The following is a 16,598-nucleotide window of genomic DNA, read 5'->3' on the forward strand; positions in this document are numbered from 1 at the left end:
GAAACGCCGGGCGGGGCCGGTCCATGTCAGGGAGGCGGAAATGACGGGAACCCCGGAAATCGAGGCGATTTTCCATATCGGGATGGGCAAGACCGGCACCTCCGCGCTGCAGGCCGCGTTGCGCGACAGCGGCGCGGAACTGGCGGCCGACTCCGCGCGCTACCTGGGCATGTGGACGGAATTCCTGGATCCGGATTTTGCCGGGCTTGAGGGGTTCATGCGCTTCGCGAGGCAGACCCCGGCGCGGCATGCGGAGCTGGCCGGACGGATGGCCGCGATCCTGCAGGAGGCCGCCGCCCGCGACGGCATAGGCCGCGTCGTGCTGTCCAACGAGGCCTATCTGCCGCTTTTCCGGGAATTGCAGCCCTTCTTCGCGGCGCTCTCGGCGCAGCTGCGCATCAGCGTGATCGCCTATGCAAGACCGCTGGGCAGCTGGCTGCCCTCGGCCTGCGCGCAATGGGGGGTGCTGCACAAGACCAATGCCGGGCCCGTCGAGACGCTTGAACAGGCCGGAAGGCGCCTGGTCTCGCAATATGCCCGCTTTCCCGACTGGCACGCCCTGCTGGGCGACAGGATGACGGTGCGCCCCTACCGGACCGGAACCGACATCGTCGAGGATTTCGCGGCTCTGACCGGACTGACGCTGAAAGGATCGGACCAGAGGCGGCAGGCCCGCCGTCCGGAGGCAGAGCAGATCCTGCGCGCCGCCTTCAACAACCGCGTGCCGGGGCCCTGCCTCCCGGGGCTCTACGAGGACATGATGGCCGCGCCGCGCACGGGGAGCCTGCCCCCCAGCCTCTCGGGCAAGTTCCGGTTTCTCTTCGACTATCCGCAGCTGGAGAAGGTCCGCACCGGCGCCGCCCCGCTGATGCGCGACATCGGCAGCCGGTTCGGCATCGACCTTCTCGACGACCCCGTTCCGGACCCGCCCGAACTTCGCCCGGGCGCGCTCAGCGACGCGGTCCTGGGCAGCCTGGTCGACATCGTCGCGGCCCAGTCGCTCCGGATCCGCGCGCTGGAGGACCGCCTGGCCGCCCTGGAGGCCCCTTCGCCGGAGCCGTGACCTCCTGTGCGGGGGCGGCGTTCTACGGGGGCATTTAATGTTTGCTTAGGCCTGCCGGTCTAGCATCGGGGCTGTCCCTTCACAGCCGAGCCCCGCCATGGACGAAACGCCCGAAGACAGCCCGCCGAAGAAGAAAAGCCTCGTGATGCCCGCCATCGCGCTGGCTGCCGTGCTGGGCGCGGGCAGCTTCGGCGCCTCCTTGCTGATGCTCGGCACGCCGCCCGCGCCCGCGACGGAGGACCATGCCGCGCAGTCCGGGGAAGAGGCCGGCGCGACCGATGCGGGAACCGAGACGGAATTCCTGCCGATGGAACCATTGCTGATCTCCCTGGGCCCCCGGACCGGAAACAAGCAGCTGCGATTCGAGGGATATCTGGAAATCCCCGTCGCAAGCCGGGAAACCGTGCAGGGCGGCATGCCGCGGGTCATGGACGTGCTGAACACCTATCTGCGCTCGGTCGAGCCGCAGGAGCTCAGCGAGCCGACGGCGCTCCTGAAATTCCGGCTGCAGATGCTGCGGCGCGTGCAGCTCGTGCTGGGCGAGGAAGTCGTCTACGACCTGCTGATTTCGAAATTCCTGATAGGATGACCATGTTGAGCATCGCCGAAATCTCTCTTTCCCTTGGCATACTGATCCTGCTGGCGATCAATGCCAGGGTCATGCTGAAGCTCCGCCGTCTCACCCAGATCGAGACCGGGATGGGCGCGCGCATCGCCTTCCTGAACGTCCAGGCAGAAGAGCTGCGTCGCGACCTGGCGATGATCGGGGCAAAGGCCAAGGCGGCACAGCAAACCATGGGGGCCTCGATCACGCGGGCGGAGACGGTGGAACGTCGGCTGGAGACCAGGATCGCCGCGCTGCAGCTGGCCGAACGCCCGGAAATGGCCGGCCGCCCGCATGAGTTGTCCCGCGCGGATCAACCGGAATTCGTCCGTTTCGCGCATGTCGATCGCTCCAATCCGCGGGAGGCCCGGAATCATGAAGCGGGTTAGCGTCGATCTGGTCGCGGGCGGGCTTGGCGCCGCGCTGCTGACGGCCTCCCTCACCCTCATGCTCACTTCCGCCACGGCGCAGGTGGACTACCGCCAGGAGGCGGAACGGCTCTACGCGGATGAAATCCGCCAGATGGAGAACGCCGCAGAGATCGACGCGCTGCTGGAAGACCTGAAGGCGGCGCGCGACAGGGTCGCCGAACAACAAGCCGCGCTTGAGGAGCGCACCGCCCTGCTGCAGGAGCAGGAGACCGCCATCGACGCCAAGCTGGAAGAACTGAAGGAAGCCGAGGACCGGCTTCAGCGCATGCTGGGCATCGCCAAGCAGGCAGCCGAGGCAGATATCGCCAAGATGTTGACCCTCTATGAGAGCATGCGTCCCAAGGAAGCTGCCCGGATCTTCGAGATGATGGATCCTTCCCTTGCCTCCGGGTTCATCACCCGCATGGATCCGGCACAGGCGTCGCAGATCCTCGCCCTGCTGCCTTCGGAAACCTCCTACGCCATATCCGCCATCATCGCCGGCAAGAATGCCAGATAGGAACAGCCCGTGATCGCAATCATCGGCATTGTCGTCATTTTCGCAATGGTCTTCGGCGGCTACATGCTGGCCGGCGGAAAAATGGGTTTGATCATCAAGGCGCTCCCCTTCGAGATGATGATGATCGGGGGAGCCGCCATCGGCGCCTTCCTCATCTCGAATGATGGCGCCGCCGCAAAACACACGCTGGCGGATATCAAGAAAGTGTTTTCAGGTCCGAAATGGAAATCCGACCATTACCAGGAACTGCTGTGCCTGCTTTTCGAAATCCTTCGGCTGGCGCGGCAAAACCCTGTCGCACTGGAGGAACATATCGAAAACCCAAGCGAATCAAGTATTTTTTCAAAATATCCACAAATCGTGAAAGACAAGAATGCGATCGAACTCATCTGCGACACCATGCGTGCTGCCTCGATGAACTACGATGACCCCCATCAGGTCGAGGAAATCCTTGAAAAGAGGATATCCGCCCTGGAGGAGCATGCTCAGCACTCCTCCCATGCCTTGCAGATGGTGGCGGATGGCCTGCCCGCCCTTGGTATCGTGGCTGCGGTTCTGGGGGTCATCAAGACCATGGGATCAATCGACCAGCCTCCGGAAATTCTCGGGAAAATGATTGGCGGCGCGCTGGTGGGTACGTTTCTGGGGGTTTTTCTTGCCTATGGCTTTGTCGGCCCCTTCGCGACGCGGGTCAAGGCCGTGATGGAAGACGAGGCATTCTTCTATAAGATCATTCGCGAGGTGTTGATTGCCAACCTGTACAGGCATTCCACGAACATCTGCATAGAGGTCGGCCGTCAAAACATACCCGGATCACTCCGCCCGGATTTCTCCGCACTGGAAGAAGCCCTGAAATCCACCAAGCAGGCCGCTGAATGAAAGCGAAACTGCTCCCTACAACTATCGTTCTTCTTCTCTCTGGATCGACCTGCTGGTCGCAACCTTTGATGCTCGTGGCCTCCCAAGATGGACGCCAGGCGCTTCTATACCATGCTGAAAATGTGAATCTTTCACCTCATCTCGACTCCGAAGAATTCATCATACCGCTAAACTCCGAAACAAGGCCAGAAGACCTGCTTGCCTTCCAATCCGCAGCTGCCAGCATTCCAAACATCAAAGTATCAATTTCTCAGCAGGAAATTTTATTTGAACCTACCTGCCATTGCTCACTCTCACTATCCAAGATTAGCAAACACATATCAAATATCTCCATCACCCTCACTGCAACCCTGCCAGAGCCAAGAGAGAACGACACAAAACACACAATAAAAGAGCATTTAATATACAGGCCAACCCGCTCCGATATATTGCCGATGCACGAAAAAATCACGGATCCAGAAACTTACGGCAAGGCTAACAGTGACCTCGGACTTCCATCAAACTCTATAAATATCGCAGATATCGGATATGGGGTGAGACAGGTTTTAAAATCCGTATCGACTGAAGAAAGCTCTCTATCCCCTTCAGGAGGCACAAATCTCGAATTGAACATCCCTGACAGCGTCAGCAAGAATGGGACTCTGGAACAGTACATCACCTCCCGTGGCCCTGGAAACAGCCCGTTATCCACAAACGATACATCATGCGGAACAATTCGGGAGAAAAGAATTCTTTCACTGACACCGCATTCAAGTAATGAATTATTTTTTGAATCTCCTCTTCCAGCATTTTCTGCACTGCAAGAAAATCTAGATTACTCCCCAGATGGCTTAACAGACATGGCTATCTACCTACTCGGCAACATGCTGCTTGACGAAGTGGAATCTCTCAAAGATCAATTTTTCGAACATCTTCCAACGATTTTGATATCTGACATCAAAGCAATACTGTCCGAAGAAGAAAATACATCACTCAATGTCCTCCCCAAGCTTTCCCTCTGCAACTCGCAGGCCCAATATCTTTTAAAAATAACATCAAAAGAAGGCCCCATCAGCCATGAAGATGTTTCTGCGGATATGGTGATGTATATTCAAAAACTTCCAGATAAAATTGGAAGCAAACTAACACAACTGCTACTCGACCGACTTGAAAAAAATAACATTAAACTCATTGAAGCGTTAGAAGATATACACAATAGAAAATCGACCGCCAACACTCTGGAGCCGGATACCGATTTGGCATTCGGGGTCTGGAGCGCAGGGACGCAAAAAAGTGAGAACACCCCCACTCAGGCCCAAGCGAAAAAAAATCTTGAAGAATTCACGTGGTCAAAAACCAGATTAGACGCCGAAGGAATATTGAGAGTCACCCCGACAACGACGCAGGATATGGAATTCCACAATTCTATTATAGACGGATTTCAAAACGATAGAAATTGGGAAGGCGCCCTCAAGTATATCAATCAATTAAATCAATCCAGCCAATCCAACGGAGATGACATTAGCGCAATTTCCGAAAAGTTTTGGGCGGAATTTTTGGCAACAGCGTCACCAGGAGATCTTCTAGCCGTCGCCAAAAGTATTAACCTAGATGAAGCGATAAAATTAGCGCCTGAAACCGTCAAATCAGAAGTGCTTCACATCCTTCGAAAGTCGAAACAGGATACATTTTCTAACTTGCGGAGAACACCTGCACCACCAACCGTTTTGTTGCCGCCCGAAATTGAAGAGACAGAAACTCATTCTGTAGAACCTCCAACAGTTTGGCAAGAATTCGAATCGATCTTGTCAGACAGTCGAGAGCTTCGGAAACGGGTCGAGTAATTTTGAGGAACGGCCTTGTTGGTTAATTTTACGTCAGGCAGCTCTGCTCCTTTTCCCGCTGGCCTCAGGGCCGGCTTTGATCTTGGCTCTCCCAAGGATCGAACAGCGGTTCATGATGGCGATGCGGATCTGGATCTCGGCGGTCTGGCGGTCGGGGTCTCGTGACATGATCCGGTCGCCAAGGAGCTTGAGGCGGTTCACCTGGGCCTCAACCCGACTTCGGGCGTGATAGCCGGTCCATTTCTTCCAGATTGAGCGGCCCAGACATCGCGTCGCTCGCAAGATTTCGTTTCGTGGGATCGCGGCGGGGCCGTCAGGCTTCAAGGCTCGGCCATTGCGACGGATCGGTATGATCGGTTCTGACAAATGCTATGCTAGAGGATCGCGGCATGACAGCGGTGGCTGTCAAAGGTTCCATCGGCCGTGACTGTTTCGATCTGTTCTCCCGTCGGGATCTGCGGCAGCAGCTCCGGCAGGACCGGTCTGTCGCCGTGCCTGCTCGAGGTGAATTCGACCGTGCAAATATCGCCAGTGGCAATGGCCATCGCAAGATGCACCTTGCGCCATTTGCGTCTGCGCGTCGGACCATGCTTGCGCGAAAGCCATTCGCCGTCGCCGCGGAAACGAATGCCGGTGCACTCCATCGGGAGGTTCAGACGCTGACCGGAGCGCCGATACGGGATCTGCACCCGGATCCAAGAGGTGGTCCCGGTTTTTCAACCAGTTTACCGCCGGACTAAGCTATAGCGCGGGTCTCAGTTCAGGCGGCGATCTTCAGGTTCGGGCTCCGGGGTCCATAGGCCTCGTCCGGCCTCAGCAGCCCGTGCGATGAATGCGGGCGTCTTTCGTTATGGTAGCTGATCCAAAAGCCGGCCCCGGTGCGGGTCTCCGAGCCGGTCCCGAAGGCGTTCAGGGAGACGCACTCGTATTTCAGCGAGCGCCACGGACGCTTGATCATCCGGTTGTCGATCCAGCGCCCCGGCCGTCCATCGAGATCCTCGCCTCCGTATCCAGCAGCACGCCGGTGAAGCCGGTGCTGGTGAAGTGCGATCCTTGATCGGAGTTGAATATCTCCGGCGTGCCGCATTTCGCCAGCGCCTCCTTCAGTGCCTCGGCGCAGAGTTCGAGCGTCCAGCGATTGATCCGGGGGATCAATCGTCGCGAAATGCGCATCCATGCGGTTGAAAAGCCGCCAGCCCGGCACCTTCCGGCTGTGCCGGTCCATGACGGTCACGAGGTAGAGGAATGAGCCATCGAGGCGCCACCGGTCCGAGCCCGATGGCGAATGCGCCGCATTGGAATATACGTAATGCCTGCACATCAGACCTGGTTCGGCCGGATGATGGGCAAGTCTCTCAGAAGATAAGGATATATCTTGTGCGCCGGGTGTTTCCTGCTGGTCTTCGCCTCCCGGAAGATCGGCACCAGCCGCATTCGCCGCCTGTCGCGATGCCGCCCGCATTTATGCCCTTCCCTTCGCATGTGGCGGGCCATCCGCTGACCGGCAGGGCATTGCGCAGCAATGTCCCGGGAGGCTGGCGCGCGCCGTAGCACGGGGTTTCCGGGAACTGGCGGTCGATGATCGCCATGAAGGCGAGGGTCTCCGCGCTTTCGCCGCGCGGCTGGTAGTCGAGGTTCGATCGGGCCAGCGACAGCAGGCTGCGCTGCCGCCGCACGCTGAGGCCGGGATGATCCTTCTTCACCGCGATCGAACTCCAGTGCCGGGAATGAGACTCGAGGCCTCCGACATCGAAGCAGCGACCGTGGCCCCCGCGGGGCCGCGAAAGCGCTGCGGAGCATCCCGCTCGATCACCAGATGGCCGATCCTGGCGTGCAGCTTCTCGATCTCGGCAGCCAATATCAGCGGCTCGGATGCCGCCCGAGCGCCGATCGCCATGTTGTCGATCGCCCTCCGTTTCCAGCCGCTGATCATGGTGGGATGGACATCGTTGAACGGCTCTCTCGGACCGATGGCAGTCGCCGTTCAACTCTATGCCTTCTCGGCCGTCGCCGGTTCCTCGCGGATGGCCTCGAGGGCCACCTTCGCCTTGACCCCTGCTGAAGAGCGTTTCCGGTTCGCCATCTCGGGTCAATCTTCGTCAGGCGCTGCAGCTTGCCGCCCGGTCCGAAATCCCGCGAACGCATCTGGCTCAGCGGGCCGCACAGCACCTGGCGAATAGAATAACTTCAAGACGCGGAGGTTTCGAGGGCGCGCGTCGCGCAGCGCCGTGCGCCGCTAGCCCAGATAGACGCGCCCACGTGGATAGCGCAGCCGCGGCTGCCCGCGGGTCGCCAGGAAGAAACCCAGGGTCAGCGGGCCGACCCGGCCGAGGAACATCAATATCATCACCACGATCCGGCCCAATCCGTCGAGATCGCCGGTCGCGCCGCGCGACAGGCCGACGGTACCGAAGGCCGAGACCACCTCGAAGGCGAGATCGGCCAGTTCTCCGTCATGGGAAATGGAAATCACGAAGAGGGCGGTCATCATCGTGATGGCGGAGACGGTCGCCAGCGCCATCACCTTGAAGACGTCCTCGGGACCGAAGCTTCGCCCGAAGGCCCGCATCACCGTTTCGCGGCGGAAAAAGGCGACGGTGGCGATCAGAAGCACGCAGACCGTGGTCACCTTGATCCCCCCGGCCGTGGAGGTGGACCCGCCGCCGATCACCATCAGCGCCATGGTCAACAGCATGGTACTGTCATGCAGCTGACCCGTATCAACCGTGTTGAACCCCGCCGTGCGGGGGCTGACCGCCTGGAACCAGGCCGCGCCGATCCGCGCCAGGGGATGCTCCAATCCACCCAGCGTACCGGGATTGCTCCATTCCAGAAGCGCGAACAGCCCCCAGGCCAGCAGCACCAGCACGAGCGTGCCCGACAGCATGAGCTTGGAATGCAGGGTCAGGCGCTGCCACCGCCTCTGCTCGGCCAGATCGCCCAGGACGATGAAGCCCAGCCCCCCCGACAGGATCAGCAGCGGTATGACGAGATTGACGACCGGATCGGCCACGTAGCGCATCAGGCTGTCGGGAAACAGCGCGAAACCCGCGTTGTTGAAGGCCGAGACGCTGTGAAACAGCGCCATCCACAATCCCCGGGCCGGGCCGAATTCCGGAACGAAGACAAAGCCCAGCAAAAGCGTGCCGACCAGTTCGGAAATGGCGGCCACCCAGAAGACAAGCCAGACGATCGTGCCCAGCTCGCCATAGGAGGACTGGTTCAGTTCCTCGCGCAGCAGCATCTTGTGCGGAAGCCCGACGGGCACGCCCAGGACCACCAGGAGAAGCACGGCGAAGGCCATCAGGCCCAGCCCCCCGAGCTGGATCAGGAGCAGGATCACCATCTGGCCCGCGACCGTGAACACCGAACCGGTATCGACCACGGCCAGTCCGGTCACGGTCACCGCGGAAACCGAGGTGAAGATCGCATCGGCCCAGTTCAGCGACCCGTCGTGACACAGGGGCAGTTTCAGCAGCAATGCGCCGGACAGGATGAAGCACAGGTAAAGGGTCGCGAGCGTCGCAGGCGGCGACTGGGTCAGCCTTCGCGACAGCGCCGGAACGCTGTGGCGGTTCAGGGCCATGGCAGGCTCGCGGCAAAGCTGCGCAGGTCGGCGCGACGGCCCAGGAGGATCAGAAGATCATCCTTGCGCAGCGTGCAGGCCTGTCCGTCGAATCCCAGGAATTCCGTGCCGCGCATCGCCCCCACGCAGCGCAGGTCGTAATCGGCATGTTTCAGCGCGCTCAGCGCCACGCCGTCGAGCTTCTCGGGCACCTTGAAATTCACAACGTGGAACCCGTTGCCGAGGCTGACATAGTCGCGGACGATCGGGTTATGCAGGACTTGGGCGATATGCTGGCCGACCTCGACCTCGGGATGGATGATGCGATCCACCTTCAGCTTCGACAGGATCCGGTGATGGGTCTTGGAGGACGCCTTCGCCCAGACCCTGGGAACCCCCATGGTCTTGAGATTGATCGCCGCGATGATGCTGGATTCGAGATCCTCGCCCATGGCCACCAGCGCGGTCTCGCAATCGCCGATCCCCGCCTCGCGCAGGGCCTCGTCGTCGCGCACGTCGATGATCACCGCGCGGCTCAGCTCGTCCGCGATGGCCGAGACCCGCGCCTCGTCCTGGTCGACACCGATGACATAGTTCCCGAAGCGCATCAGCTCGCGCGCCACGGTGGTTCCGAAAAGGCCGAGCCCGAGTACGGCAAAAGTGCCGGTCTTGCGCCCGCCGGATGGCCTCAGAAGCGCCATGTCCGTCCTCTCACATGTCCTGGGGACAAGCGCTACTGCGGCGCGGCCGCCGGGGCAAGAGCCGCGACCGCTGCGAGGATCAGCCGCTGCCGCCGACGGCGGCGCCCGCCCCGGTGGCGATCTTCAGCGTCGCCCAGGCCTGCGCGGCGTCATTGACCGCCGAAGCCGCGCTGATGCGCGCCGAGGCGGTGTTGCGGTCGGTATCGAGAAGGTCGAGCAGCGTGATCGCGCCGTTGCGGTAATTCTCCTGCGCCAGATCAAGCGCACGTTCGTAATCCCGGGCCGCCTGGCCCAGGGCCGCGGCGCGCTGGCGATAGCGCAGCAGGTTCGACCGCGCCACCTGCACATCCTCCACCGCCTCGGTGACAGAGGCGCGCCAGGCGATTTCCGCCTGTTTCGCGGCCGAGATCCGGGCGTCGCGGGTCGCGCGCAACGCACCCTGGTTGAACACCGGCAGGGACAGGTAGGGGCCGAAGGACCAGCTGTCGACGCCCGAGGCCCGGCCGACCGAGCCGGTCAGCGACAGCGACGGATACAGATCGGCCTCCGCCACGCCGACCTCGGCCACCGCCGAGGCCAGGTCGGATTCGGCGCTGCGCACATCGGGACGGTTGCGCAGCAGATCGGCGGGCACCCCGGTTCTTTCGCCTGCGGGGGTGCGCAATTGGGGCGCGCCCTTCTGCATCTGCGACATCAGCGGCGCGGCAGATTCGTTCAGGAGGCTGGCGATCGCGTAGGTGTTGGATTCGAACAGCGCCATGTATTGCGGCACCGCCGCGCGGGCATTGGATAGCAGCGCCTCCGCCTCGGCCACCTCGTATTCCGTCGCCGCCCCGGCCTGGAACTGGGTGCGGGTGATTTCCACCGTCTCTTCGCGGGCGGAAATCGTGTCGCGCGCCAGGGCCAGCGCCTCCTGGTAGTAGCGGGCATTGGAATAGGCGGCGATCAGCTCGGCCAACCAGGCCAGGCGCGTGGTTTCCACCTCGGCCCGGGCCGCGGCCAGCGAGGCGGCGGCGCTTTCGCGGTCGCGCCGGATTCCGCCGAAGAGGTCGATCACGAAAGACGCGCCCAGTTCCGCGGTGTCGACCGTCTGGATGCCGTCGATCGCCTCGCCCCCCTGCCGGGTCCGCGATCCGTCAAGCGACCCGGACGCGGCGGCATTGACGCCGGTGGCGCGCAGGTTGGCCTCCGCCTCGCGGATCGCCTCGGTGGCCGCCATCACGTCGAGGTTCTGCGCCAGCCCGCGGGAGACCAGCGCGCTCAGCATCGGGTCGCGATACGCCCCCCACCAGGCTTCCTGCGCGACCTGGCCGATGCCTTGGGCATCGCCATCGGCGAAGCGGGTGGCCAGCGCGGCTTCTGGGCGCTGGTAATCCGGGCCGACGGCACAGCCCGCCACGGCCAGAAGGACAAGGACCGATACATATCTCACTGGGAAACCTCCTGGGGACGGCGGCGCAGCATGGCCACGCCCTTCAGCACGGCGACATAGAAGACGGGGACCATGACGATCCCGATCACGGCGGAGAAAAGGATGCCGCCCAGCATCCCCGTGCCGATGGATTTCTGGGCATTGGCCCCCGCGCCCGAGGCCAGCACCAGCGGCAGGATGCCGAAGCCGAAGGCCAGCGAGGTCATCAGGATCGGCCGCAGCCTCTGGCGCGCGGCGGTCACCGTCGATTCCAGCAGCGCGCCGCCCTGCTTGCGCAGCGTTTCGGCGAATTCGACGATGAGGATGGCGTTGCGCGCGGCGAGCCCGATCGTGGTCAGCAGCCCGACCTTGAAATAGACGTCGTTCGACTGGCCGAAGATCCAGGTGAAGACCAGCGCGCCGAGGATGCCGACCGGCACCGACAGCATGACCGCGAAAGGCACCGTCCAGCTTTCGTAAAGCGCCGCGAGGCAAAGGAAAACGACGAGGGCCGAGAGCGTGTAGAGGATCGGCTCCTGGTTGCCCGACAGCCTTTCCTGGTAGCTGAGCCCCGTCCAGGCGGAGCCGTAGCCGCCGTCGAGGCCGGCGGTCAGCTCTTCCATGACATTCATCGCGTCGCCGGAACTGACACCCGCCGCGGGCGATCCCGAGATCTCCAGCGCGCGCGTGCCGCCATAGCGGGCGAGATTGGGCATTTCCGTATCCCAGCTGCGCGAGATCACCGCCGCCAGCGGCACCATCTCGTCGCCGTCGTTTCGGATATGCCAGCGGTCGATATCCTCCGGCTGCATCCGCCAGGCGGCGCCACCCTGCACGATGACCTCGCGCAGGTCGTTGCCCAGCGGGAAGTCGTTGACATAGGATCCCGCGAAGACCGTGGCCAGCAGGCTGTTGATATCCGACAGCGACACGCCAAGCGCCTCTGCCTTCTGCTGGTCGATGGTCAGTTTCAGCGTCGGCGTGGCATTGTCGTCATTGCCGCGCAGCGAAACCACGCGCCCGTCCGCCGTCGCATCCGCGACCAGCTGGTCGGCAGCCGCCTTCAGCGCCTCCTGGCCATTGCCGCGCTGATCGACCAGGTACATCGAGAAGCCCGAGGTGTTGCCCATGCCGGGAATGGCCGGGGGCTGCAGGAAGAAGACCTGGCCCAGGCGGCTGTTGAGGAACCGTCCATTGGCGGCATTCATCACATCCGCCGCGCCGATGCCGGGGCGGTCCTCGTAGGGCTTGAGCTTGACGAACATCATGGCGTTGTTCTGGCCCGAGCCCCCGAAGGAGAAGCCCACCGCGGCAAAGACCGCATCCACCGCATCGGCCTGTTCGGTCAGCATGTAGCGTTCCAGCTGGGCGACGGCATCTTCGGTCTGCTGGGCCGTGGCGCTGTCGGGCAGCGTGATCATCGCCATCAGCACCCCCTGATCCTCGGTCGGAAGGAAGGAGGAGGGCACGCGTTCGTAAACCGCCCAGGCGCCCCATCCTGCCGCCGCCAGCAGGATCAGCATGCGGAAGGGCCGCCGCCCCAGCCGCGCCACCGCCCCGCCATAGCCGCCGGTGAGCCGGTCCAGCCCGGCATTGAACCATCGCAGCGGCGCGAATTTCGGCGCCCCGTGGGACGGTTTCAGCAAGGACGCGCACATGGCCGGGGTCAGGATCAGCGCCACGAAAAGCGACAGCACCATGGCCGAGATGATCGTGACCGAGAACTGCCGGTAGATCACCCCGGTGGAACCGGACATGAAGGCCATGGGCAGGAACACCGCCGACAGGACCATGACGATGCCCACCAGCGCCGAGGAGATTTCGCCCATCGACTTCTCGGTGGCCTCGACCGGGCCAAGCCCCTCTTCCTCCATCACCCGCTCGACATTCTCCACCACGACGATGGCATCGTCGACCAGCAGGCCGATGGCCAGGACCAGCGCGAACATGCTGAGCGTGTTGATCGACATGCCGAAGGCGGCAAGCACGCCGAACGTGCCCAGCAGGACGACCGGCACGGCGATGGTCGGGATGATCGTCGCGCGCCAGCTCTGCAGGAACAGCAGGATCACCAGGAACACCAGGGCGATCGCCTCGAAGAGCGTGTGATAGACTTGGGCGATCGACTCCTCGACGAAGGGCGAGGTGTCATAGGGATACTCGATCGTGACGCCGCCGGGCAGCGACCCGGCCAGCCCGTCGAGCACCGCGCGCACCCGTTCGGCCGTCTCGACCGCATTCGCCCCGGTGGCGAGGTTCACGCCGAACCCGGCCGCGGGCTGCCCGTCATAGCGGCTCGAGGCGCCGTAATCCTCCTGGCCCAGCTCCACCGTGGCGACATCGGCCAGATAGACGGCCGATCCGTCCTCGTTGGTCTTCAGCAGGATGCGCTGGAAATCCTCGATCGAGCCCAGCTGTGACTGCGCCGAGAGCGAAACGGTGAATTGCTGGCCCTTCGTCACCGGCTGGTCGCCCAGATTGCCGACCGTCACATTGGTGTTCTGTTCGCTCACCGCCGAGGTGACGTCGGCCGGGGTCAGCTGGTACTGGAACAGCCGGTCGGGATTGAGCCAGATGCGCATCGCATAGGGCGACCCGAAGGAATTGATCGACCCGACCCCCTCGGTGCGCTGCACCGGATCCTCGATGGTGGAACTGAGGATGTCGCCCAGCTCCAGCGAGGAATAGCGCCCGTCCGCCGAGACCAGCGCCCCCACCAGCAGGATCGAGGAGGTGGAGCGCGTGACGCTGACCCCCTGCGACGTGACCGAGCTCGGCAGGGAGGACTGCACCAGCTGCAGCTTGTTCTGCACCTGCACCTGCGCCATGTCCGGATCGACGCTGTCATCGAAGGTCAGCGACACGCGGGCCGAGCCCTCCGAGGAGCTGGAGGTCATGTAGATCAGCCCGTCGAGGCCGGTCATGCCGTCCTCGATGACGGTTGTCACCGAGTTCTCCACGGTCTCCGCGGAGGCCCCGGTATAGCTGGCGCTGATGCGCACGGTGGTGGGCGCGATCTCGGGATATTGCGAGATCGGCAGCGAGACGAGGCCGAAACCGCCTGCCAGCATCACGACGATGGCGAGAACCCAGGCGAAGACCGGGCGATGGATGAAGAAACTGGCCATGGATCAGTCTTCCGCCGCCGCATCGGCATCCGCGGCGCTGCCGTCATCGCCCTCCGCCGCCGGGGCGGCATCGCGGGTCACGCCGTCCTCGTCGATCGTGACCGCGACGGGCCGGACCTCCTGGCCGTCCTGCAGGGATTTCAGCCCGTCGACGATCAGCCGGTCGCCATCCTCCAGCCCCTCGGTGACGATCCAGGCATTGTCATGGCTGCCCTCGTCGCGCAGCGTCACCTGCTGCGCGGTGCCGTCTTCGGCCGCGAGATAGACGGTCAGCAATCCGGAATTGTCACGGCTCGCGGCGCGTTGCGGCACCAGAAAGGCGCGGATCGTGCCGATGGTGATATCGCCGCGAAGGAACATGCCGGGCAGGATCACGTGATCGGGATTCTCGAAGGAGAACCGCATGCTGAACGTGCCGGTCGTGGTGGAAACGGTATTTCCCGGCGTCACCAGCGTGCCGCTGCCGTGATAGACGGTACCGTTTTCCAGCGTCAGGGTCGCGGCAAGATCGCCGTTCATGGTCAGCTGGCCAGATTCGATCTGCTGGCGCACGGACAGCCTGCGCGCGGAGGGCTCCACCATGTCGACATAGATCGGATCGGTCCGCACGATCGTGGTCAGCGCATCGGACTGCGCGGCCGAGACAAGATTGCCGACCGAGGTCGCCGCCACCTCCGCGCGCCCGTCGATCGGGCTGGTGATCGTCGTCCATCCCAGCTGCGTGCGCGAGAAATCCAGCGCCGCCTGCGCCGCATCCAGCGTCGCGCGGGCCTCCGCCAGCGCGGCACGGGCGCTTTCCACCTCCGCCTCGGTATACCCGCGTCCGGCGAGCTGCTGCGCCCGGTTGTAATCGGATTCCGCCACCGGCAGATTGGCCTCGGCCGTGGCCAGCTCCGCCTCATCGGCCGCGACCTGCGCGCGATAGCTGGCATCATCTATGCGGAACAGCGGGTCGCCCACATTCAGCGGACGGCCGGGACTGTACAGGATCTCCTCGATCACGCCGTCCACGCGCGGGCGCACCTCCACCGATTGATAGGCCACGGCCCGGCCCGGGATGGTCACGACCCGCGGCACGTCCTGCCGGGACAGCGTGACGACCCCGACCTCCGCCGGCGGCGCGTCGCCCTGAGGCTGCTGCTGTGCCGCCGCCCCGGTCGCGCCCAGGGCCAGCACAAGGGCGGCTGCCGCCTTACGCATCGAAATTCTCATACCTGTCACCCTTGACGAGTCCCGTTAAAATGCCCTTAGTGCAAATTCTGCACAATCTGCAACAAGAGCGTGATGACAGTTCCGTTAAGAGAGAGGCGACGCCGCGAGACCGCGCGCGAGATCCAGCTGGCAACCCTGCGGCTGGCGGCGGAACGCGGGCTTGAACGCGTGACGACGGAGGCCATTGCCGAGGCTGTGGGCATCAGCCCGCGGACGTTCTTCAACTACTATACGAACAAGGAATCCGCTTCCGTCGGCCATCCGCCGGGTTTTTCCGAGGAGGATTGCCGAAACCTGCGCGACGGAACCGGGACTGTCGGCGACGATCTCAAGAAGTTCCTCGACGCCCATGCCAAGCATCTGGGCTGGTCCGAGGAGGTGATCCGCCACCTGGGACCCGTCATGACCGAAAGCGGCAAGGTCCGCGCGATCCTCGACCAGCACATGCGCGACCTGACTGCGGATCTGGCCGCCTGCCTGCAGGCCAGGCCGCCGGGCATGGCACCGGAGATCGCCCAGGAACTGGCGGGCTGGGCGCTTCAGGGCATGGGGTCGGCTGTGGGCGAGTGGCTGGCCGGTACGCATCCCAGCCTTCCCGCGGCGCTGGATGCGCTGTGGCCCATCCGGATTGCCGCGCTGCGGAAACTTCTGTGACAGCAGGCTAGGCCGGTTTCCCGGACGGCAAGGGGGGTGCGCTGATTCATCCACCTAATTTGTTGGACCGGCCGCGGCGGCTTGACTAATACTTTCCTTAGTCGACGCGTATGATCACCGCCCTGTATCTGGACTTGGTAGTAAACTGTTGAAATGCTGATTCTTTCCCCGAGGATAACCGGATCCCCTCAAGTTTCTGAAAAGATTAGGGATCTTTGGCCCGATCTGTCGCCCTGCCTGCTTTTCGATGCCTCCGGCGAGATGCATGACCGCCAGGCGGATGCCGATGTCGCGGTGGTGGATTACCTTCAGGTTCCCGGCAGCGCGGCCGAGCTTTTCTGTTCGGCCATCCGGTTCCTGCGCTACCGGCTGGGCCGCCGGATCGAGCCTCTGGTCATGGCCTTCGACGAGAGCGTGATCGAGGCCCGGGCCGCAGATACGTTGCCGGTCGCGAACACGCCGGTCAGCACCGGTTTCGATGACGAGGACCGCCTGATCTGGCTTCAGATCGACGAGATCACGGCCTCCGGCCCGTTGCTGCCGGTCTTTGCCGATACGATCCGCTGCGAAGGGCTGACCGACCGGCAATTCGCGGATCTGCTGTCTTCCGGCTTCGAGGGGTAGGACC

15 protein-coding genes and 2 pseudogenes are annotated in these 16,598 nt (G+C 63.0%); 8 read left to right on the top strand and 9 right to left on the bottom strand.

The features are described 5' to 3' along the window. The first annotated feature begins 40 nt into the window (after positions 1-40). The 6 genes from ICN82_RS12535 to ICN82_RS12560 all read left to right on the top strand — a co-directional run bounded on the left by ICN82_RS12535 (position 41) and on the right by ICN82_RS12560 (position 5,299). Positions 41-1,063 carry a hypothetical protein gene (locus ICN82_RS12535; protein ID WP_193183275.1) on the top strand — a complete coding sequence of 341 codons (1,023 nt, stop codon included), beginning with the start codon at positions 41-43 and terminating at the stop codon, positions 1,061-1,063. A 97-nt stretch (positions 1,064-1,160) separates the two neighbouring features. Then, a complete protein-coding gene (locus tag ICN82_RS12540) occupies positions 1,161-1,652 on the top strand; it encodes a flagellar basal body-associated FliL family protein (RefSeq protein WP_193183277.1) in 492 nt (163 codons plus the stop codon). Positions 1,653-1,657: 5 nt separating this feature from the next. Then, on the top strand, positions 1,658-2,056 hold the full coding sequence (locus tag ICN82_RS12545) for a hypothetical protein (RefSeq protein WP_193183279.1): 399 nt from the start codon (positions 1,658-1,660) through the stop codon (positions 2,054-2,056). Further along, the gene (locus ICN82_RS12550) at positions 2,043-2,597 is read left to right on the top strand and encodes a MotE family protein (protein WP_193183281.1); all 555 of its coding nucleotides are present in this window, start codon (positions 2,043-2,045) and stop codon (positions 2,595-2,597) included. The genes ICN82_RS12545 and ICN82_RS12550 overlap by 14 nt, the downstream gene beginning before the upstream one ends. Positions 2,598-2,606: 9 nt before the next feature. Further along, complete coding sequence (gene motA, locus ICN82_RS12555) at positions 2,607-3,476, top strand: flagellar motor stator protein MotA (RefSeq protein WP_193183283.1); 870 nt, start codon at positions 2,607-2,609, stop codon at positions 3,474-3,476. Further along, positions 3,473-5,299, top strand: a complete 1,827-nt coding sequence (locus tag ICN82_RS12560; protein ID WP_193183285.1) for a hypothetical protein — start codon at positions 3,473-3,475, stop codon at positions 5,297-5,299. Before motA ends, ICN82_RS12560 begins: the two co-directional genes overlap by 4 nt. Before the next feature lie 33 nt (positions 5,300-5,332). Here the strand turns inward: ICN82_RS12560 and ICN82_RS21325 are convergent. The 9 genes and pseudogenes from ICN82_RS21325 to ICN82_RS12600 all read right to left on the bottom strand — a co-directional run. Beyond that, positions 5,333-5,994: pseudogene (locus ICN82_RS21325) on the bottom strand (IS5 family transposase); the annotation flags it as partial. A 101-nt stretch (positions 5,995-6,095) separates the two neighbouring features. Next, positions 6,096-6,685: pseudogene (locus ICN82_RS21720) on the bottom strand (transposase); the annotation flags it as partial. Next, positions 6,655-7,002, bottom strand: coding sequence for a hypothetical protein (locus ICN82_RS21725; protein ID WP_407943762.1), 348 nt, complete (start codon positions 7,000-7,002; stop codon positions 6,655-6,657). The pseudogene ICN82_RS21720 and the gene ICN82_RS21725, both read right to left, overlap by 31 nt. Next, complete coding sequence (locus tag ICN82_RS21730) at positions 6,999-7,232, bottom strand: hypothetical protein (RefSeq protein ID WP_407943763.1); 234 nt, start codon at positions 7,230-7,232, stop codon at positions 6,999-7,001. Before ICN82_RS21730 ends, ICN82_RS21725 begins: the two co-directional genes overlap by 4 nt. Positions 7,233-7,535: 303 nt before the next feature. Continuing rightward, a complete protein-coding gene (locus tag ICN82_RS12580; RefSeq protein WP_193183291.1) occupies positions 7,536-8,885 on the bottom strand; it encodes a TrkH family potassium uptake protein in 1,350 nt (449 codons plus the stop codon). Then, positions 8,876-9,565: a potassium channel family protein gene (locus ICN82_RS12585; RefSeq protein WP_193183293.1), complete on the bottom strand. Its 690-nt coding sequence runs from the start codon at positions 9,563-9,565 to the stop codon at positions 8,876-8,878. Before ICN82_RS12585 ends, ICN82_RS12580 begins: the two co-directional genes overlap by 10 nt. A gap of 79 nt (positions 9,566-9,644) precedes the next feature. Continuing rightward, on the bottom strand, positions 9,645-10,997 hold the full coding sequence (locus tag ICN82_RS12590; protein ID WP_193183295.1) for an efflux transporter outer membrane subunit: 1,353 nt from the start codon (positions 10,995-10,997) through the stop codon (positions 9,645-9,647). After that, positions 10,994-14,104: a multidrug efflux RND transporter permease subunit gene (locus tag ICN82_RS12595; RefSeq protein WP_193183297.1), complete on the bottom strand. Its 3,111-nt coding sequence runs from the start codon at positions 14,102-14,104 to the stop codon at positions 10,994-10,996. The genes ICN82_RS12590 and ICN82_RS12595 overlap by 4 nt, the downstream gene beginning before the upstream one ends. A 3-nt stretch (positions 14,105-14,107) precedes the next feature. Continuing rightward, positions 14,108-15,304: an efflux RND transporter periplasmic adaptor subunit gene (locus ICN82_RS12600; protein WP_226898464.1), complete on the bottom strand. Its 1,197-nt coding sequence runs from the start codon at positions 15,302-15,304 to the stop codon at positions 14,108-14,110. A gap of 84 nt (positions 15,305-15,388) precedes the next feature. Between ICN82_RS12600 and ICN82_RS12605 the strand changes: the two genes are divergently transcribed. Both ICN82_RS12605 and ICN82_RS12610 read left to right on the top strand, forming a co-directional pair. Further along, positions 15,389-15,970: a TetR/AcrR family transcriptional regulator gene (locus ICN82_RS12605; protein ID WP_193183301.1), complete on the top strand. Its 582-nt coding sequence runs from the start codon at positions 15,389-15,391 to the stop codon at positions 15,968-15,970. Between the two features lie 261 nt (positions 15,971-16,231). Continuing rightward, positions 16,232-16,594, top strand: a complete 363-nt coding sequence (locus ICN82_RS12610; protein ID WP_193183303.1) for a hypothetical protein — start codon at positions 16,232-16,234, stop codon at positions 16,592-16,594. Positions 16,595-16,598 lie beyond the last annotated feature (4 nt).

Source organism: Mangrovicoccus algicola (genome assembly GCF_014903745.1).
Taxonomy (GTDB): domain Bacteria; phylum Pseudomonadota; class Alphaproteobacteria; order Rhodobacterales; family Rhodobacteraceae; genus Mangrovicoccus; species Mangrovicoccus algicola.